Annotated in this window: 12 protein-coding genes; 8 read left to right on the top strand and 4 right to left on the bottom strand. The window is 46.6% G+C overall.

Going from position 1 to position 17287, the window contains the following annotated elements:
• Nucleotides 1-184 precede the first annotated feature (184 nt).
• Both DWX62_RS22010 and DWX62_RS12975 read right to left on the bottom strand, forming a co-directional pair.
• Complete coding sequence (locus DWX62_RS22010) at nucleotides 185-358, bottom strand: hypothetical protein (protein WP_165859020.1); 174 nt, start codon at nucleotides 356-358, stop codon at nucleotides 185-187.
• Nucleotides 359-596: 238 nt separating this feature from the next.
• The gene (locus tag DWX62_RS12975) at nucleotides 597-2411 is read right to left on the bottom strand and encodes a tyrosine-type recombinase/integrase (RefSeq protein WP_117878668.1); all 1815 of its coding nucleotides are present in this window, start codon (nucleotides 2409-2411) and stop codon (nucleotides 597-599) included.
• 186 nt (nucleotides 2412-2597) lie between these two features.
• On the opposite strand from DWX62_RS12975, the gene DWX62_RS12970 reads away from it, so the two are divergent.
• On the top strand, nucleotides 2598-4850 hold the full coding sequence (locus DWX62_RS12970; RefSeq protein WP_034522753.1) for an inorganic phosphate transporter: 2253 nt from the start codon (nucleotides 2598-2600) through the stop codon (nucleotides 4848-4850).
• A 50-nt stretch (nucleotides 4851-4900) separates the two neighbouring features.
• Here the strand turns inward: DWX62_RS12970 and DWX62_RS12965 are convergent, their stop codons facing one another.
• Complete coding sequence (locus DWX62_RS12965; protein ID WP_008664002.1) at nucleotides 4901-6331, bottom strand: HD domain-containing protein; 1431 nt, start codon at nucleotides 6329-6331, stop codon at nucleotides 4901-4903.
• A 129-nt stretch (nucleotides 6332-6460) separates the two neighbouring features.
• Here DWX62_RS12965 and DWX62_RS12960 point away from each other — a divergent pair, with 129 nt between their 5' ends.
• Entirely contained in the window at nucleotides 6461-7291 is an 831-nt protein-coding gene (locus DWX62_RS12960) for a hypothetical protein (protein WP_005827058.1), read from the top strand.
• 68 nt (nucleotides 7292-7359) lie between these two features.
• Here the strand turns inward: DWX62_RS12960 and DWX62_RS12955 are convergent, their stop codons facing one another.
• A complete protein-coding gene (locus tag DWX62_RS12955; protein ID WP_005827060.1) occupies nucleotides 7360-7761 on the bottom strand; it encodes a response regulator in 402 nt (133 codons plus the stop codon).
• Nucleotides 7762-7847: 86 nt separating this feature from the next.
• Between DWX62_RS12955 and DWX62_RS12950 the strand changes: the two genes are divergently transcribed.
• From DWX62_RS12950 to DWX62_RS12925, 6 genes are all read left to right on the top strand, one after another.
• Nucleotides 7848-9482: an ABC-F family ATP-binding cassette domain-containing protein gene (locus DWX62_RS12950; protein WP_005827062.1), complete on the top strand. Its 1635-nt coding sequence runs from the start codon at nucleotides 7848-7850 to the stop codon at nucleotides 9480-9482.
• Nucleotides 9483-9565: 83 nt separating this feature from the next.
• The gene (locus DWX62_RS12945; RefSeq protein ID WP_120172918.1) at nucleotides 9566-10942 is read left to right on the top strand and encodes an FAD-dependent oxidoreductase; all 1377 of its coding nucleotides are present in this window, start codon (nucleotides 9566-9568) and stop codon (nucleotides 10940-10942) included.
• Between the two features lie 62 nt (nucleotides 10943-11004).
• Nucleotides 11005-11415 (top strand): DUF6769 family protein, encoded by a 411-nt coding sequence (locus DWX62_RS12940; RefSeq protein ID WP_005827068.1) that lies wholly within the window; start codon nucleotides 11005-11007, stop codon nucleotides 11413-11415.
• A 119-nt stretch (nucleotides 11416-11534) separates the two neighbouring features.
• Nucleotides 11535-12755 carry an efflux RND transporter periplasmic adaptor subunit gene (locus tag DWX62_RS12935; protein ID WP_005833077.1) on the top strand — a complete coding sequence of 407 codons (1221 nt, stop codon included), beginning with the start codon at nucleotides 11535-11537 and terminating at the stop codon, nucleotides 12753-12755.
• A 168-nt stretch (nucleotides 12756-12923) separates the two neighbouring features.
• On the top strand, nucleotides 12924-16046 hold the full coding sequence (locus tag DWX62_RS12930) for an efflux RND transporter permease subunit (protein ID WP_120172917.1): 3123 nt from the start codon (nucleotides 12924-12926) through the stop codon (nucleotides 16044-16046).
• Nucleotides 16039-17265: a TolC family protein gene (locus DWX62_RS12925; RefSeq protein WP_005827073.1), complete on the top strand. Its 1227-nt coding sequence runs from the start codon at nucleotides 16039-16041 to the stop codon at nucleotides 17263-17265. The genes DWX62_RS12930 and DWX62_RS12925 overlap by 8 nt, the downstream gene beginning before the upstream one ends.
• The last annotated feature ends 22 nt before the right edge of the window (nucleotides 17266-17287 follow it).

Here is a 17287-nt window from a genome sequence, read left to right as displayed (position 1 = left end):
CAATTAACCTACGCTCATTTCCAATAAATTACACTCTTTTCGTAACTTCCGTATGCAAAGATACTGCACTTTGGTGAGGTGCCAAAACACTTTGACAACTTTCTTAAAACTTCGTGTAGGGAGCTTCATGGAGTGAGGATATGTCCTCTTCTGATAGCTTGGAAGTAAGTTTGGAACTTGAAAACTATTCCTGCTCCGGTTTGTGATACGGCAGGTAAACCATGTACATCCTGCCTTGAATCATTTTTCGTTTCTTGATGTATCGGTCAGAAGCCCAAAGCCCAATGTGCAGCCTTGTGTCCTTGATACCGTGCTCCAGTGCCATTTTACGAATGTCAGCGTAGGTCAGTTCTTTCATTTGAAGTGGATTTAGGTTTGTAGTGGTGAATCTGGGTGACGAGGAACTCGGTCATTTCTGACTTTCAATCACAGTGCAAAGGTATAAAGTCCCGACTGCATCACCAAACGACAAGTAGAAATTGTGGAATATTTGAGTTGAGGGGGCAATAAAGCAAAAATTCTCCCCATAACCGGAGCTGTTCGGGGAGAATATGCTGTTCAGCCTTACCAGAAATCCTAATTTCATAAAAAACTTGTCAGTCTTGATTTCTTTTATCCAATAAGGCTGTAGTGATTTCTTTTATATTGGTGAATCTTGCATTATCCAACAAGCCTATTTCCAAAGCCTTATTGATAAACTGCATAATTGCATCCCTACTGATACCAATCTTAACGCACTTGATAATCATTTCCCTAAAACACTCATGCAGGTCTGACAGCTTCCCAACAGATAACTGTTTCACATATTGCTTTGCCACATCAGAATCAGAAGTGGAAGATTGGGAGAACTTTTCTATCTCGCTTATAAGGGACGCAATTTCATTGTCATAGCTACATAGTTTCCCATCTTTCAAGTGACCTACTTGTGATTGTAGTTCAACAGCCTTATTGATGCTGGATGCAAAAAATTGAGTATCCAGCAAGGTTTCAAAAGTAATTCCTATTGGAACATTCATAGTATGCTCTACTTTATTGATTGGAAATGTTTCACCAGTATTAAAAATACTACCTCTGGCTTTTTCCTCAATGGCAGCAGCTAATTTCATCGCATTGTCTTGGGCAGATTGATGTAAATAAACCTCATCTATCATTTTGGTGTCTTCGTGGGCTGTTGCAATAATAACAGTCTCTTTAGGAATGCCCATATTACACATTATTGTTATAAAAGTATGCCTTGCAATATGGGTATGAATTAATTCATACAATTTCTTTGTCAAAGTTAGTTTCTCAGTTCCCCTTTGCTCTTTATAAGTGACACCACTATCAAAGCCTGCATCTTTACAAATCTTCTTTATTATACTATTTAGGACATCTACCATTCTACTTTTTTTGCATTCTTCCTCTGTTGCTGGAATTTGTAAATGTCTAAAGCCCCTTTCACGATATTTACTCAATAATTCTTTTGCTATTGGGAATAAATAAATAGTAGCATCCTCATTGGTTTTCTGTACTGGAATAGTAACTGTATTATTGTCAATTATAGTATAATCCCCCCTAAATAATCTAGGCATATCACCAATGCGTTGCCCCAATAAGCATTGACACACAAACACATCTCTAACCTCTTCTTCTATGCCAGATAACTTTAATTTATACAAAATCTCTACTTGCTCTTCCGTTAACGGTACTTGTTTGCTCTTCTTTTCTTTCCTACTCAATTCACTTTGTATAATCTTAAATTTATCAATCTCATTTTTATAATAGTCAAACGTAATATTAGTATCCTCATGTGCCATTTTAAGCAAAGTTCTTAGCTTCATCAACGTATCCTTTATTGTATTATACGTTCTTACCACATTCCCTTTAGTTGGAGTACTACACAAATATTCTTGGTAATCTTCTAATAATTTTTTATTTATATTCTCCAAAGTATCACTTCTTTCTTTCTCTTTTAGATACTTCTTCAAATTACTAACTGCTCCATCATACCCTCGCCCTTTTTTTTCAGCATATCTAGAAAGTATAACAGTACCAACTTCTTCTATTTTCATTTTAACACTTCTATCTTTCATATTAGGATTAATATACCGTTTCAATATATAATATAAACAGCCAATCTGTTCTACATTGTCACAAAGGTATAATTTACTTTGCTCAAAACGATATAAAATCTCTTGAAGTTTACTATTCACAATGCTATTATTACGATTATCCAACTTTGTAAAACCAGTACTAACCATTGCAATCTGCTTTCGTTTGTTCCATTGATTTGGATATACTTTCACACCAGTACTAATCTTATATTGTTTACCCCTAAAATAAACAACTGCATAAACAAGAGTTGGTCTATCTAGCTTTGAGCTACACAAATTAAAATTCAACTTAAAATCTAAAAATATCTGCTCATCCATACCCTTTATTATTAAACTTTATGATTAGAATTAATGATTACTTTTTCTGGTTAAATAGAGTATTTCAGTCTAATATGGTCACTTACAAGCCATCTCAGAAACATTTGTAACACTTCTGTAACATGTATGACATTTCCCTGCAACACCAAACTCTTTCCTTTGCAGCCGGAAATAAAATACATGTCTATGGAAACAATTTATCTGGGTATCGTCATCTTTCTGTTCGTACTCGCGATTTTCGACCTCGTGGTAGGTGTCAGTAATGATGCGGTCAATTTTCTTCAGTCGGCTGTCGGAGCAAAGGCAGCATCTTTCAAAACCATACTGTTCATTGCAGGCATTGGCGTCTTCATCGGTGCGGCACTCAGCAATGGCATGATGGACATTGCACGACACGGCATCTATCAACCGGAGCACTTCTACTTTGCTGAAATCATGTGCATTCTGCTTGCCGTCATGTTGACGGACGTCGTGCTATTAGATGTCTTCAACACTATGGGAATGCCTACCTCCACCACTGTATCCATGGTGTTCGAACTGCTGGGAGGTACGTTCGCACTGGCGCTCATCAAGGTCTATAACAGCGATACATTGGGACTGGGCGACCTCATCAATACAGACAAGGCGCTGTCTGTCATCATGGCCATTTTTGTATCCGTAGCCATTGCCTTCTTCTTCGGTATGCTGGTACAGTGGCTGGCACGTATCGTGTTCACCTTCAACTACAAGAAGAACATGAAATACAGCATCGCGCTGTTCGGTGGTATAGCTGCCACCAGCATCATCTACTTCATGCTGATAAAGGGGCTGAAAGACAGCTCATTCATGACCCCTGAAAACAAGCAATGGATACACGACAATACCGCATTGCTGATAACCGGTTTCTTTGTATTCTTCACCATACTGATGCAGATACTGCATTGGTGCAAGATAAATGTCTTCAAAGTAGTGGTTCTGATGGGTACTTTCGCCCTCGCTCTTGCCTTTGCCGGCAATGACTTGGTGAACTTTATCGGTGTCCCCCTCGCAGGATATTCCTCATTTATTGACTATACAGCCAATGGTACGGCCGCCGGCCCCGACGGATTCCTGATGTCCTCACTCCTCGGTGCAGCCAAAACCCCGTGGTATTTCCTTATCGGTGCAGGCGCCATTATGGTTTATGCACTCTGCACATCCAAGAAAGCCCACAACGTTATCAAGACTTCCGTGGACCTTGCCCGCCAGGATGACGGTGAAGAGAACTTCGGAAGTACCCCGATAGCCCGTACGCTGGTACGCTTCAGCATGACTCTGGCTAACGGAATATCCAAAACGATGCCCGAAAGCAGCAAGCGGTGGATGAACACACGCTTCCAGAAGGATGAAGCCATCATAGCCGACGGCGCCGCTTTTGACTTGGTTCGCGCCTCCGTCAATCTCGTATTGGCTGGTCTGCTCATCGCCTTGGGAACTTCCTTGAAACTTCCCCTTTCCACCACTTACGTCACCTTTATGGTAGCCATGGGTACATCGCTTGCCGACCGTGCCTGGGGACGTGATTCGGCGGTATTCCGCATTACGGGTGTGCTCAGCGTTATCGGCGGTTGGTTCATCACTGCCGGAGCAGCGTTCACCATCTGTTTCTTCGTAGCACTGATTATCCATTTCGGCGGTACGGTTGCCATCCTGGCACTGATTGGTCTGGCAGTCTTCATGCTGATTCGTAGCCAAGTGATGTACAAAAAGCGCAAGGAGAAAGAAAAAGGCAACGAGACCCTGAAACAGTTGATGAAGAGTACGGACAACAATGAAGTCATCGAATTGCTCCGCAAGCATACCCGTGAAGAACTGGTGAAGATTATGGAATTCACAGAAGAGAATTTTGAACGTACCGTCACTTCCTTCCTACACGAGAATCTACGCGGACTGCGTCGTGCCATGGGCTCAGTAAAATTCGAAAAACAACTCATCAAGCAGATGAAGCGTACCGGAACACTTGCCATGTGCCGTCTCGACAACAATACCGTACTGGAAAAAGGACTCTATTACTATCAAGGCAACGACTTTGCCAGCGAACTGGTGTACAGCGTAGGCCGTCTTTGCGAACCTTGCTTAGAGCACATAGACAATAACTTCAATCCGCTGGATGCCATTCAGAAAGGAGAATTTACAGACGTAGCCGAAGACATCTGCTATCTGTTACAAGTATGCCGCCACAAGCTGGAAACGAACAATTATGATGAACTGGAAACAGAGATTCGCAAAGCCAACGACCTCAACGGACAGTTGTCTCACCTGAAACGCGAAGAGCTGCAACGCATCCAAAGCCAGAGCGGCAGCATCAAAGTCAGCATGGTATACCTGACTATGATACAAGAAGCCCAGAACGTAGTGACCTACACCATCAACCTGATGAAAGTAAGCCGCAAGTTCCAAGTAGAAAAAGAAGAGTTATAAGTTATAAGTTATGAGTTATAACGCATGGTACATAACATGCAACTTATAACTCACAACTCCTTAAGCCCCATCTTCTCCGCCCGTTGCAACATAAATGCACGGGCGGCTTCGTATTCATTGGGAATGATGCCGTCCAAAATGGCATCCTTAATGGCACTCTTCAAGGCACCTACCTGCTGGCAAGGAGAAAGGCCGAAAGTCTTCATGATTTCTTCACCACTGACCGGAGGCTGGAAATTACGGATACGGTCGCGTTCCTCCAAATCCTTCAGCTTCTGGCGTACCAACTGAAAATTATTAAGGAAGCGTTTCTTACGCTCCATATTCTTGGAAGTAATGTCGGCTTCGCACAGTGTCATCAGGTCGTCTATATCATCACCTGCCTCAAACAAGAGACGACGCACTGCCGAGTCGGTCACTACATCATCCGCTATCACAATGGGACGCATGTGCAGGCTCACCATTTTCTGCACATATTTCATCTTCTCATTCATAGGGAGCTTCATCTTGCGGAAAATATCGGGTATCATCTTCTCGCCAATGAAATTATGGTTATGGAACGTCCAGCCCGCACGGGGTTCCCAACGCTTGGTGGCAGGCTTGGCTATATCATGCAGAAGAGCTGCCCAGCGTAGCCAAAGGTTGTCGGTCTTCTTGCTGATGTTGTCGAGTACTTCGAGCGTATGGTAGAAATTGTCCTTATGGGCGCGTCCATTGCGCGTCTCCACGCCTTGCAGCCTAACAAGTTCCGGGAATATCAGTTCCAGCAGACCACAGCGGTCCAGCTCAATGAATCCCTTAGACGGAATAGGTGACAAGATGATTTTGTTCAGTTCGTCTGCAATGCGTTCTTTGGAGATGATGGAGATGCGTTCGCGATTACGCTCCAGAGAATCGAATGTCTCATCGTCAATATAGAATCCCAGCTGGGTGGCAAAACGGACACAGCGCATCATGCGCAAAGGGTCATCACTGAAAGTTATATCAGGGTCGAGGGGAGTCCGGATGGTCTTTTCCTTCAAGTCTCCAATACCGCCAAAGGGGTCGACCAACTCGCCATAACGCACCCGGTTCAGGCAAACAGCCAGTGCATTGATGGTAAAATCACGGCGGTTCTGGTCATCCTCCAATGTACCGTCCTCTACAATAGGCTTGCGGGAATCGTGTGTATACGATTCTTTTCTTGCACCCACAAACTCAACTTCCGTACCATAGTACTTCAATTGTGCCGTACCGAAATTCTTGAAGACGGAAACATGCGCCCCACGCCCCAGACGCTTACCCAGCGCCTCGGCCATGGCAATGCCACTGCCTACCACCACCACATCAATATCCTTGGAAGGACGTTGCAGGAAAATATCACGTACATATCCACCGACTACGTAACATTCCAATCCCAATTCATCAGCCGTTTCGGATATCCGCTTGAATATATCATCACTAAAATATTGCTTCAGTTCTTCTGCCGTCAAATCTATCATAAATAATGCGCTAATGTAATGAATACGCAAATGTGTTAATGGTCTATTAGCACATTTGCACATTAAAATGCTGCAAAGATAAAGATATTATTTCTATTTTTGTGGACTCTAACTCCAAGAACAACAAATATGAAAAAAGTAATACTCCTTGCATGCCTATGCTGTACACTCTTCTCTTGCGAAGATGTGGAGAAGAAGGCCGGTGAAAAACTACAAGCTGCCCGCGAAGCGTTTGAACTCGGCAACTACAATGAAGCGAAGATTCTGATTGACAGCATCAAGATGCTCTATCCCAAAGCGTTTGAAACTCGCCGTGCAGGCATCGGCCTGATGCAGGAAGTGGAACTGAAAGAGCAGGAAAAGAGCCTGGTCTATCTGGACAGTATGCTTCAAGCCAAGCAAAAGGATTTCGATGCAATCAAAGGGAAATACACCTTTGAAAAAGATGCCGAATACCAGAATATCGGCAATTACCTTCATCCTTCCCAAGTGATAGAAAAAAATCTGCATCGCTCTTTCCTTCGCTTCCAGGTAGACGAAAACGGAGTCATGAGCATGACTTCCATTTATTGCGGAGCCCATAATATCCACCATGTGGCCGTCAAAGTCACTGCTCCCGATGGTAGCTTTGCCGAAACACCCGCCGCCAAAGACAGCTACGAAACCACTGACCTCGGTGAAAAGATTGAAAAGGCAGACTTCAAACTGGGAGAAGACGGAAACGTCATGGGGTTCCTTTATCTGAACAAGGACAAGAATATCAAAGTCAACTATCAAGGGGAACGTCCCTATTCCATCACCATGACTGCCGCCGACCGCCAGGCCCTTGCCAGCGTCTACGAACTGGCACAACTGCTGTCATCCATGACGGAAATAAAGAAGAATATGGAAGAAGCCAATCTCAAAATCGAATTTGTAAAAAAGAAGATGGAAGAGAGAAAAGACAATGCACAAGAATAAAAAGAAGGAAACCGGATGATATATTCATTACTTAGTCATCCGGTTCCCTTTTTATTATCAGTAAAGCCTTACCAAACTAATTTAGGTAAATAACGGCTCAGACATGTACGCAAAGCAGACAGAGTGATGGGTTTTACCAACACTTCCGAGGCTCCGCACTCCAAGGCTTTTTCGCGGTCGGCAGTAAAGGCGTAAGCGGTCTGCATGATGATGGGAAGTTCCTTATCCTTCTTGCGAATAATCACCGTAGCATCCAGCCCGTTCATAATAGGCATTTTTATATCCATCAGAATAGCTTCCGCCTTGTCGCGATTCTCTTCGAACAAATTTACAATATCCTCACCATTCTTTGCCCATAGTATCTCGCATTTCTTGCCGATAATAGCCTTTATCAGTTTAAAGTTACTATCATCATCTTCCGCAACCAGAATAAGCGGACGGTAATCTCCTGACACTTTTTCTATTTCCATGACCTATGCGTTTTGTTTATATAGGGGCAAAGATATAAAAAATAATAGATTTGCACTATCTTTGCAGCTCATTAAAAAAATATATAATGATTTCTATAGACGGACTGGCCGTAGAATTCGGCGGAACTACTTTATTCAGTGACATATCTTTCGTTATCAACGAAAAAGACCGTATCGCCCTGATGGGTAAAAATGGAGCGGGGAAAAGTACATTGTTGAAAATCCTGGCAGGTGTAAGACAACCTACCCGTGGAAAAATCTCAGCCCCCAAGGACAGTGTCATAGCTTACCTTCCACAGCACCTTATGACGGAAGACGGACGTACCGTATTCCAGGAAGCGGCGCAAGCTTTTGCCCACCTGCATGAAATGGAAGCTGAAATAGAGCGCCTCAACAAGGAACTGGAAACGCGTACCGACTACGAAAGCGACAGCTACATGGAACTTATCGAGAATGTCTCCGCCTTAAGCGAAAAGTTCTATGCCATCGACTCCACCAATTACGAGGAGGATGTGGAAAAAGCACTGCTCGGACTGGGCTTTGTACGCGAAGACTTCAACCGCCAGACCAGTGACTTCAGCGGCGGATGGCGCATGCGCATCGAGCTTGCCAAGCTGTTGCTGCAAAAGCCTGACGTGCTGTTGCTAGACGAGCCTACCAACCATCTGGACATAGAATCCATACAATGGCTGGAAGATTTCCTTATCAGCAATGGAAAGGCTGTCATCGTCATCAGCCACGACCGTAAATTCGTAGACAACATCACCACCCGTACCATTGAAGTGACCATGGGACGGATATACGATTACAAAGTAAACTACTCCAAATACCTGGAACTCCGCAAGGAACGCCGCGAACAGCAACAGAAAGCCTACGACGACCAGCAGAAGTTCATTGCCGAAACCAAGGAATTCATCGAACGGTTCAAAGGCACCTACTCCAAAACCCTGCAAGTGCAAAGCCGCGTAAAAATGCTGGAGAAGCTGGAACTGCTGGAAGTGGATGAAGAAGACACTTCAGCGTTACGCCTCAAATTCCCTCCTTCTCCCCGCTCAGGCAATTATCCCGTCATCATGGAGGGAGTAGGGAAAAGTTACGGTGACCATGTGGTCTTCAAGAATGCCAACCTCACCATAGAACGGGGAGACAAGGTTGCTTTCGTTGGTAAGAACGGTGAAGGAAAGTCAACGTTAGTGAAGTGCATCATGAAGGAAATAGAACATGAAGGCACCCTCACGATAGGACACAACGTGCAGATTGGATATTTCGCACAAAACCAGGCCTCATTGTTGGATGAGAACCTGACCGTATTCCAGACCATCGACGATGTGGCAAAAGGGGAAATCCGCAACAAGATACGCGACCTGCTGGGTGCCTTCATGTTCGGTGGCCCCGAAGAGTCCATGAAGAAGGTCAAGGTGCTTTCCGGTGGAGAGCGCACGCGCCTCGCCATGATAAAGCTTTTGCTCGAACCGGTGAATCTGCTGATACTGGACGAACCGACCAACCATCTGGACATGAAAACCAAAGATATCCTGAAGCAAGCGTTACTGGATTTTGACGGTACCCTTATCCTCGTCAGCCACGACCGTGACTTCCTGGACGGACTGGTAAGCAAGGTATATGAATTCGGCAACAAACAAGTGAAAGAGCACTTGAGCGGCATCTACGAATTCCTTGAAAAGAAGAAAATGGACTCCCTCCGCGAACTGGAACGATAAGCATCTGCTAAACCCGGCGTCCGAACAAATGGCCGATACATATTGTTTTCATTTTACTAAACACTTAACTAAGAGATATTAAAATGAAACAATATGATGCCATCATAATAGGATTCGGCAAGGGCGGCAAGTTATTGGCCGCCGAACTGGCCGAACGGAATTGGAAAGTAGCCATCGTGGAACGTTCCCCTCAGATGTACGGAGGAACATGTGTAAACGTAGGATGTATCCCTACCAAAGCTCTGATTCACGAATCGGAATATGCGGAAAAAAAATACTATGACGATTATAAGAACCAGTCCAAACTGTATGCACTTGCCGTGGCGCGGAAAGACAAGCTTGTATCCTTCCTGCGTGAGAAAAATTATGAAAATGTAAAAAACAAGCCTAATATAACCCTCTATGACGGAACTGCTTCTTTCTTGTCCGAAAATACAATCCGTATAGTCTCCGGCAAGGACGAAACGATTCTTGAGGGAAAAGAGATATTCATCAACACCGGGTCCACCCCTATCCTGCCTGCCATCGACGGACTCAAGGAGAGCAAGTACGTATATACCAGTGAGACCTTGCTGCAATCGAACAAACTGCCCGCACACCTGCTCGTCATCGGCGGCGGTGCTGTCGGATTGGAGTTTGCCACTATGTATGCAGGCTTTGGAAGCCATGTCACACTGCTGGAAGCGGGAAACCGCTTTCTGCCTAAAGTGGACCGCGACATTGCCGCCTCCATGCTGGAAGCATTGAACCGAAAACGTATCAATGTCCGGTTGAACGCCCGTGTCCAATCCGTGTACGACACAGCCGAAGGAATAACTCTGACCTATACGGACAGTGCAAACGGCACTCCCTACTACCTGAAAGGAGATGCCTTGCTGGTAGCCATCGGTCGCAAGCCTATGACTGCAGAGCTGAATCTGGAAAAAGCGGGTATACAAACAGACAAGCGGGGAGCCATCGTTGTCGACAACCAATTACGGACTACAGCCCCACACGTATGGGCCCTGGGGGACGTAAAAGGAGACGAACAGTTCGACTACTTGTCCATCGATGATTTCCGTATCATCCGTAATCAACTCTTTGAAAACAAAAAAAGGAGTACAAAAGACCGGTATCCAATCCCCTTTGCCATTTTCACCGACCCACCGCTGGCACATATAGGACTGACGGAAGAGGAAGCGATGAAGAACGGTTATTCCATACATGTGGCACGTATCCCTGCTGCCATGATTCCACGTGCCCGTACGCTACACAGCATAGACGGTATGCTCAAAGCTATTGTAGACATCCATACCGGACGGATTCTGGGTTGTACCCTACTTTGTGCCGATGCACCAGAAGTAATCAATACCGTAGCATCAATCATGAAAACGGGACAGCGTTACCATTTCCTGCGGGACTTCATTTTCACCCACCCCAGCATGAATGAGGGATTGAATATGTTATTCAAACCTTTTTAGCATTTTCTATTTGGTAATTAAGTCCTTAACCTCTATCTTTGCATCCGTCCAAAGATAGAGGAATGAAAAAGAAACAGTACATAACCTATATTCTTTTTTTCATCAGCTTGATAATGCTGGTGATACCCGTCATTCCCCACCATCATCATGCCGACGGAATGATATGCATGAAGAATGATATCACCGCCGATTGCTGCGGACACCGTCATAGCCCGGGCAACGAGCACTGCTGTTGCGACACGGGATGCATGACAACCCACTTTGTACAACAGACGCCCAGCTCTTCCAATGATGTGTGTTCACATCCGGATGCCTTGTGGGCAGTTACCCTACTCATTGAACCTTTTTCCAAGTTACTCATCCTACCCGAGTTTGACATAAGCAGGCAGGAGTGTATCTATCTGGAATCTCTTCATAGCACATTTATCATATGTGCTACGGGACTTCGTGCCCCTCCGTCTCTTCTTGCTTAACTGTTACCGGAACATCACCGGGACAGATTTCTATCCGGCATAAGGAACAATGCAATTTGGTTGCACGCCCTATGCCCTAACTTTGTATTCAAAATCAAAAAGTAAGAACAAATATCATCATGAAAAAAGTTATTTTCATGGGAGTCTTGGGATTATTCCTTTTAGGCTCCTGTAACAGTAAGTCCGGAGACAGCCACGAAGGACATAATCACGAAACAGAAGAGCACAATCATGACGGACATGACCACGAGGGACATGACCACGAACATGAGGGACACAACCATGAGCACGAAGAGCAGGAAAACCATGCCGGAGGAAGCGATGAAATCATCCTGCCACCAGCAAAGGCGCAAGCTGCCGGCGTAGCAGTCAGCACTGTTGAACCGGGTAGTTTCCATCAAGTCATCAAGACCAGCGGCCAGGTGATGGCAGCCCAGGGAGACGAGAGCGTAGCCGTAGCTACAGTAGCAGGCGTGGTTTCCTTCAAGGGAAAAGTTATCGAAGGAATGAGTGTCAGCAAAGGTACTCCTTTGGTGGTATTGTCATCCAAAAACATGGCCGACGGAGACCCGGTGCAGAAAGCCCGGATAGCCTACGAGGTTTCCAAAAAAGAATACGAGCGTATGAAAGCGCTTGTAGGCAACAAAATCGTATCTGAAAAGGAATTCGCGCAAGCCGAACAGATTTACGAAAATGCCCGTATCAGTTACGAGGCAGTCGCAAAGAACCATTCGGCAAGCGGCCAGGCTGTTGTTTCTCCCATCAGCGGTTATGTGAAGAATCTGTTGGTGAAAGAAGGGGACTACGTCAGCGTCGGCCAGCCGTTGGTAAGCGTCACCCAGAACCGCAAGCTTTTCCTGCGTGCGGATGTATCCGAAAAGTACTATCCTTACCTAAACAGCATCGGTTCTGCCAACTTCTGTACTCCTTATAATAATAAGGTATATACATTGAAAGAACTGGGCGGGCGCATGCTTTCTTATGGAAAGGCTTCGGGTGAGAACGGATATTATGTACCCGTAACTTTTGAATTCGACAATAAGGGAGACGTTATTCCCGGCTCGTTTGTAGAAGTATTCCTATTATCCTCACCAATGGAGAACGTGTTGTCTCTTCCTCACAGTGCGCTGACCGAGGAACAAGGCAGCTTCTTTGTCTACCTGCAACTGGATGAAGAGGGCTACAAAAAACAGCTTGTCACCCTGGGTGCCGACAATGGCGAAAGTGTACAAATCCTTTCCGGCATAAAAGCAGGCGATCGCGTCGTAACCCAAGGAGCCTATCAAGTGAAGCTGGCATCGGCAACGAATGCTATTCCGGCACATAGCCATGAACACTAATCTCATGTACAATTTGACAATTTACAAAGTACCATTTCGCTATGCAGTATAAGGGTTACGTGACGAATGGGGAGTGTAAAGTCAGATAAACAAGAAATATTAGATAAAACAGCAAGTGCGGCTGACATTGCGCAGCCCAATTGTACATTGTAAATAGTAAATAAAAAGATGTTAAACAAAATAATTGGTTTTTCTCTTCAGAACCGCATCCTGGTGCTGGTAGTATCGGTGCTGTTGCTGATTGGCGGTACTTATACCGCCATGCATACGGAAGTGGATGTGTTCCCTGACCTCAATGCGCCGACCGTGGTCATCATGACCGAAGCAAATGGTATGGCAGCAGAGGAAGTGGAACAGCTGGTCACTTTTCCCGTAGAAACGGCTGTAAACGGTGCAACGGGTGTGCGCCGTGTACGCTCTTCCTCAACGAACGGTTTTTCTGTAGTCTGGGTAGAATTCGACTGGGATACAGATATCTATCTTGCCCGGCAGATTGTCAGTGAGAAGCTGGCAGTCGTCAGCGAATCCTTACCGGCCAACGTAGGCAAGCCGACACTAGGCCCACAATCGTCCATTTTGGGCGAGATGTTGATTGTAGGTCTGACAGCAGATTCGACCTCTATGCTGGATTTGCGTACCATTGCCGACTGGACCATACGTCCCCGCCTGCTCTCTACGGGCGGTGTGGCACAAGTTGCCGTACTGGGTGGCGACATCAAGGAATATCAAGTGCAGCTGGACCCGGAACGGATGCGCCATTACGGCGTAACATTGAGCGAAGTGATGAACATCACCCGCGAAATGAACCTGAATGCCAATGGTGGAGTGCTCTATGAATATGGCAATGAATATATCGTACGCGGCGTACTTTCTACCGACAAGGTAGACCAGATAGCCAAGGCCGTGGTGCGGAGCAACGGAGTCTCCGGCGCCCCTATCCTGCTGGAAGATATTGCCGACGTTCAAGTCGGAGTCAAACTTCCTAAACTGGGTACCGCCTCGGAACGCGGTAAGCATGCCGTACTGCTGACAGTCACCAAGCAACCCGCCACAAGCACGCTGGAGCTTACAGACAAACTGGAAGCTTCCCTGCAAGACCTGCAGAAGAATCTACCGGCGGACGTAAAGGTTTCCACAGACATCTTCCGTCAAAGCCGTTTCATCGAAAGTTCCATCGGAAACGTTCAGAAGTCGTTGTTGGAGGGAGGTATTTTCGTTGTCATCGTGCTTTTCCTGTTCCTTGCCAACATACGTACCACAGTCATCTCGCTGGTGACACTGCCGTTGTCACTGATTGCCTCCATCCTTGCCCTGCACTATATGGGCTTTACGATAAATACCATGAGCCTGGGAGGTATGGCTATCGCCATCGGTTCGCTGGTGGATGATGCCATCGTGGACGTGGAGAATGTCTACAAGCGTTTGCACGAAAACCGACTGAAACCTGCCGGCGAGCAACTTCCTATTCTGGAAGTGGTGTTCAATGCTTCGAAAGAAGTGCGTATGCCTATCCTCAATTCAACGCTGATTATCATTGTCAGCTTCGTACCACTGTTCTTCCTTAGTGGTATGGAAGGTAGGATGTTGGTACCACTGGGTATTGCGTTCATTGTGGCATTGGCGGCTTCAACTGTTGTGGCACTGACCGTAACGCCGGTACTTTGCTCCTATCTATTGGGAAAAGAGAAAACGAAAAAACAAAACAACGAAAACAGCGATTCTGCCGTAGCACGCAAGATGAAGCAATGGTATGGTTCTGCACTGACTTTCGTATTGGGGCATAAGAAAGGGGTACTGGGAGGTACTATCGGACTATTTGTAGTAGCGCTCGGCTGTTTCTTCACCCTGGGCCGCTCGTTCCTGCCGCCTTTCAATGAAGGTTCGTTCACCATCAATATCTCCTCGCTTCCAGGCATTTCCCTGGAAGAAAGCGACAAGATGGGGCACCGTGCCGAGGAGCTGCTGCTTTCCATCCCCGAAATACAGACCGTGGCCCGTAAAACGGGACGTGCAGAGCTGGACGAACACGCTCTGGGAGTAAACGTCTCTGAGATCGAGGCACCGTTTGAGTTGAAAGACCGCTCGCGCAGCGAGCTCGTGGCAGAAGTCCGCGAAAAACTGGGTACCATTGTAGGGGCAAACGTGGAAATAGGCCAGCCTATCAGCCACCGTATAGACGCCATGCTATCCGGTACAAAGGCGAACATCGCCATCAAACTGTTCGGCGACGACCTGAACCGCATGTTCACTCTGGGCAATGAAATCAAGAGTGCCATCCAGGGGATTCCCGGTATTGCCGACCTGAACGTGGAACAGCAGATTGAGCGTCCGCAACTTGTCATTTCACCCAAACGGGAAATGCTTGCCAAATACGGCATTTCACTGCCCGAATTTTCGGAGTTTGTCAATGTCTGCCTGGCCGGTGAAGCCGTTTCCCAAGTTTACGAAAAGGGAAAGAGCTTCGACCTGACCGTACGCGTGAAAGACAACCTACGCGACGAAATGGAAAAAATACGCAACTTGATGATTGATACGGGCGACGGACAGAAAATTCCACTGAACTATGTAGCGGAAATCCGCTCGGCCATGGGTCCGAACACCATCAGCCGCGAGAATGTAAAGCGTAAAATCGTCATCTCCGCCAACGTGGCCGACCGCGACCTGCGAAGTGTAGTCAATGATATACAAGCCCAGGTAGACGCACAAATCAAACTGCCGGAAGGATACCACATCGAATACGGCGGACAATTCGAAAGCGAGCAGGCAGCAAGCCGCACGCTGGCACTTACTTCGTTCATGTCCATCGTGGTGATATTCCTGCTCCTCTACCATGAATTCCGCAGTGTGAAGGAGAGTGCCATCATCCTTATCAATCTGCCGCTGGCATTGATAGGCGGTGTATTCGCCCTGCTCATCACAACGGGAGAAGTGAGTATCCCCGCCATCATCGGTTTCATCTCACTGTTCGGTATCGCCACCCGAAACGGAATGCTGCTCATCAGCCATTACAACCACTTGCAGCAGGAAGAAGGCTATGGCGTCTACGACAGCGTTATCCGCGGTTCGCTCGACCGTCTGAATCCAATCCTGATGACCGCCCTATCCAGTGCACTGGCACTTATCCCGCTGGCTCTCAGTGGCGACCTGCCGGGCAACGAGATACAAAGCCCGATGGCAAAGGTTATCTTGGGCGGCCTTTTAACATCCACGTTCCTGAACGGTTTCATCATTCCGATTGTTTACCTGATGATGCACCATAACCAACAACCTAAAACGTCAGACAATGAATAAAAGATTTTTCATATTCAGCGCCGCCATCCTCGCTTTTGCGGGGATGAGCGCACAAACGTCCGGCATTGATGCCGTGCTCCAGCAGATAGAGGCCAACAACAAGGAATTGCAGGCTAACTCCCACCTCATTTCCTCACAAAAACTGGAGAACAAGACAAACAACAACCTCCCCGACCCTACACTGTCATACGCCCACCTTTGGGACTCCAAGAACAGTGACGAGACAGTCGGCGAAATGGTCATCTCGCAAAGCTTCGACTTCCCCACGCTTTACGCCACCCGAGGGAAGATGAACCGACTCAAGACAAATGCACTGGATGCACAAGCCACCGCCTTCCGCCAGCAGATATTGTTGCAAGCGAAGGAAGTATGCTTGGACATCATCATGCTGCAACGCCAGCAAGCCCTGCTCGACGAACGGTTGAAGAATGCGGAGGAACTGTCGGCCATGTACACCCGGCGTTTGGAAACGGGAGATGCCAATGCACTGGAAACCAACAAGATTAATCTGGAGTTGCTGAATGTACGCACGGAAGCCCGCATGAACCAGACGGCACTTAACAATAAACTGAAAGAGCTGCTTGTCCTCAACGGAAACCAGCCGCTCACACCGGGACGTCCCAGACCCGATACCACACCCGACGCCCAAACACTCGGATTGACAGAATACCCGGCAGTGCCGTTGCCGGCCGACTTCCACCCGCTGGCCGACGAACTGCTGGCTTCAGACCCCACCCTGCAATCCTTGCAGGGTGAAAGTTCTGCCGCCCGGAAACAGATTTCGGCAAGCAAGCAAGGCTGGCTGCCCAAACTGGAACTGGGTTACCGTAGAAATACCGAATCGGGGCATCCGCTAAACGGTGTAGTAGTAGGCTTCTCTTTCCCGCTTTTCGAAAACCGCAATAAGGTCAAGATAGCCAAGACACAAGCGCTCAACATTGACTACCAAAAGGAGAACGCCGCACTGCAAGCCAGCTCTGCCTTGTGGCAACTCTATGAAGAGGCCAAGAACCTGCACGCTTCCATGGAGGAATACGAGCGCACCTTCCATCAACAGCAAGACCTTTCTTTACTGAAACAAGCACTTATGGGAGGACAAATCAGTATGATTGAATACTTCGTTGAAATATCGGTTGTCTATCAAAGCAAGACAAACCTCCTGCAACTGGAAAACCAGTATCAGAAGGCAATGGCACAGATATACAAGAGCCGGTTATAAATAGAAAGAGCTGTCTGCGGTT

The organism is Bacteroides sp. AF20-13LB, from assembly GCF_003603065.1.
In the GTDB taxonomy this organism is placed as follows: Bacteria; Bacteroidota; Bacteroidia; order Bacteroidales; family Bacteroidaceae; genus Bacteroides; species Bacteroides uniformis.
Note: the sequence above shows the minus strand (reverse complement) of the source record. Positions and strands in the feature narration are given on the sequence as shown.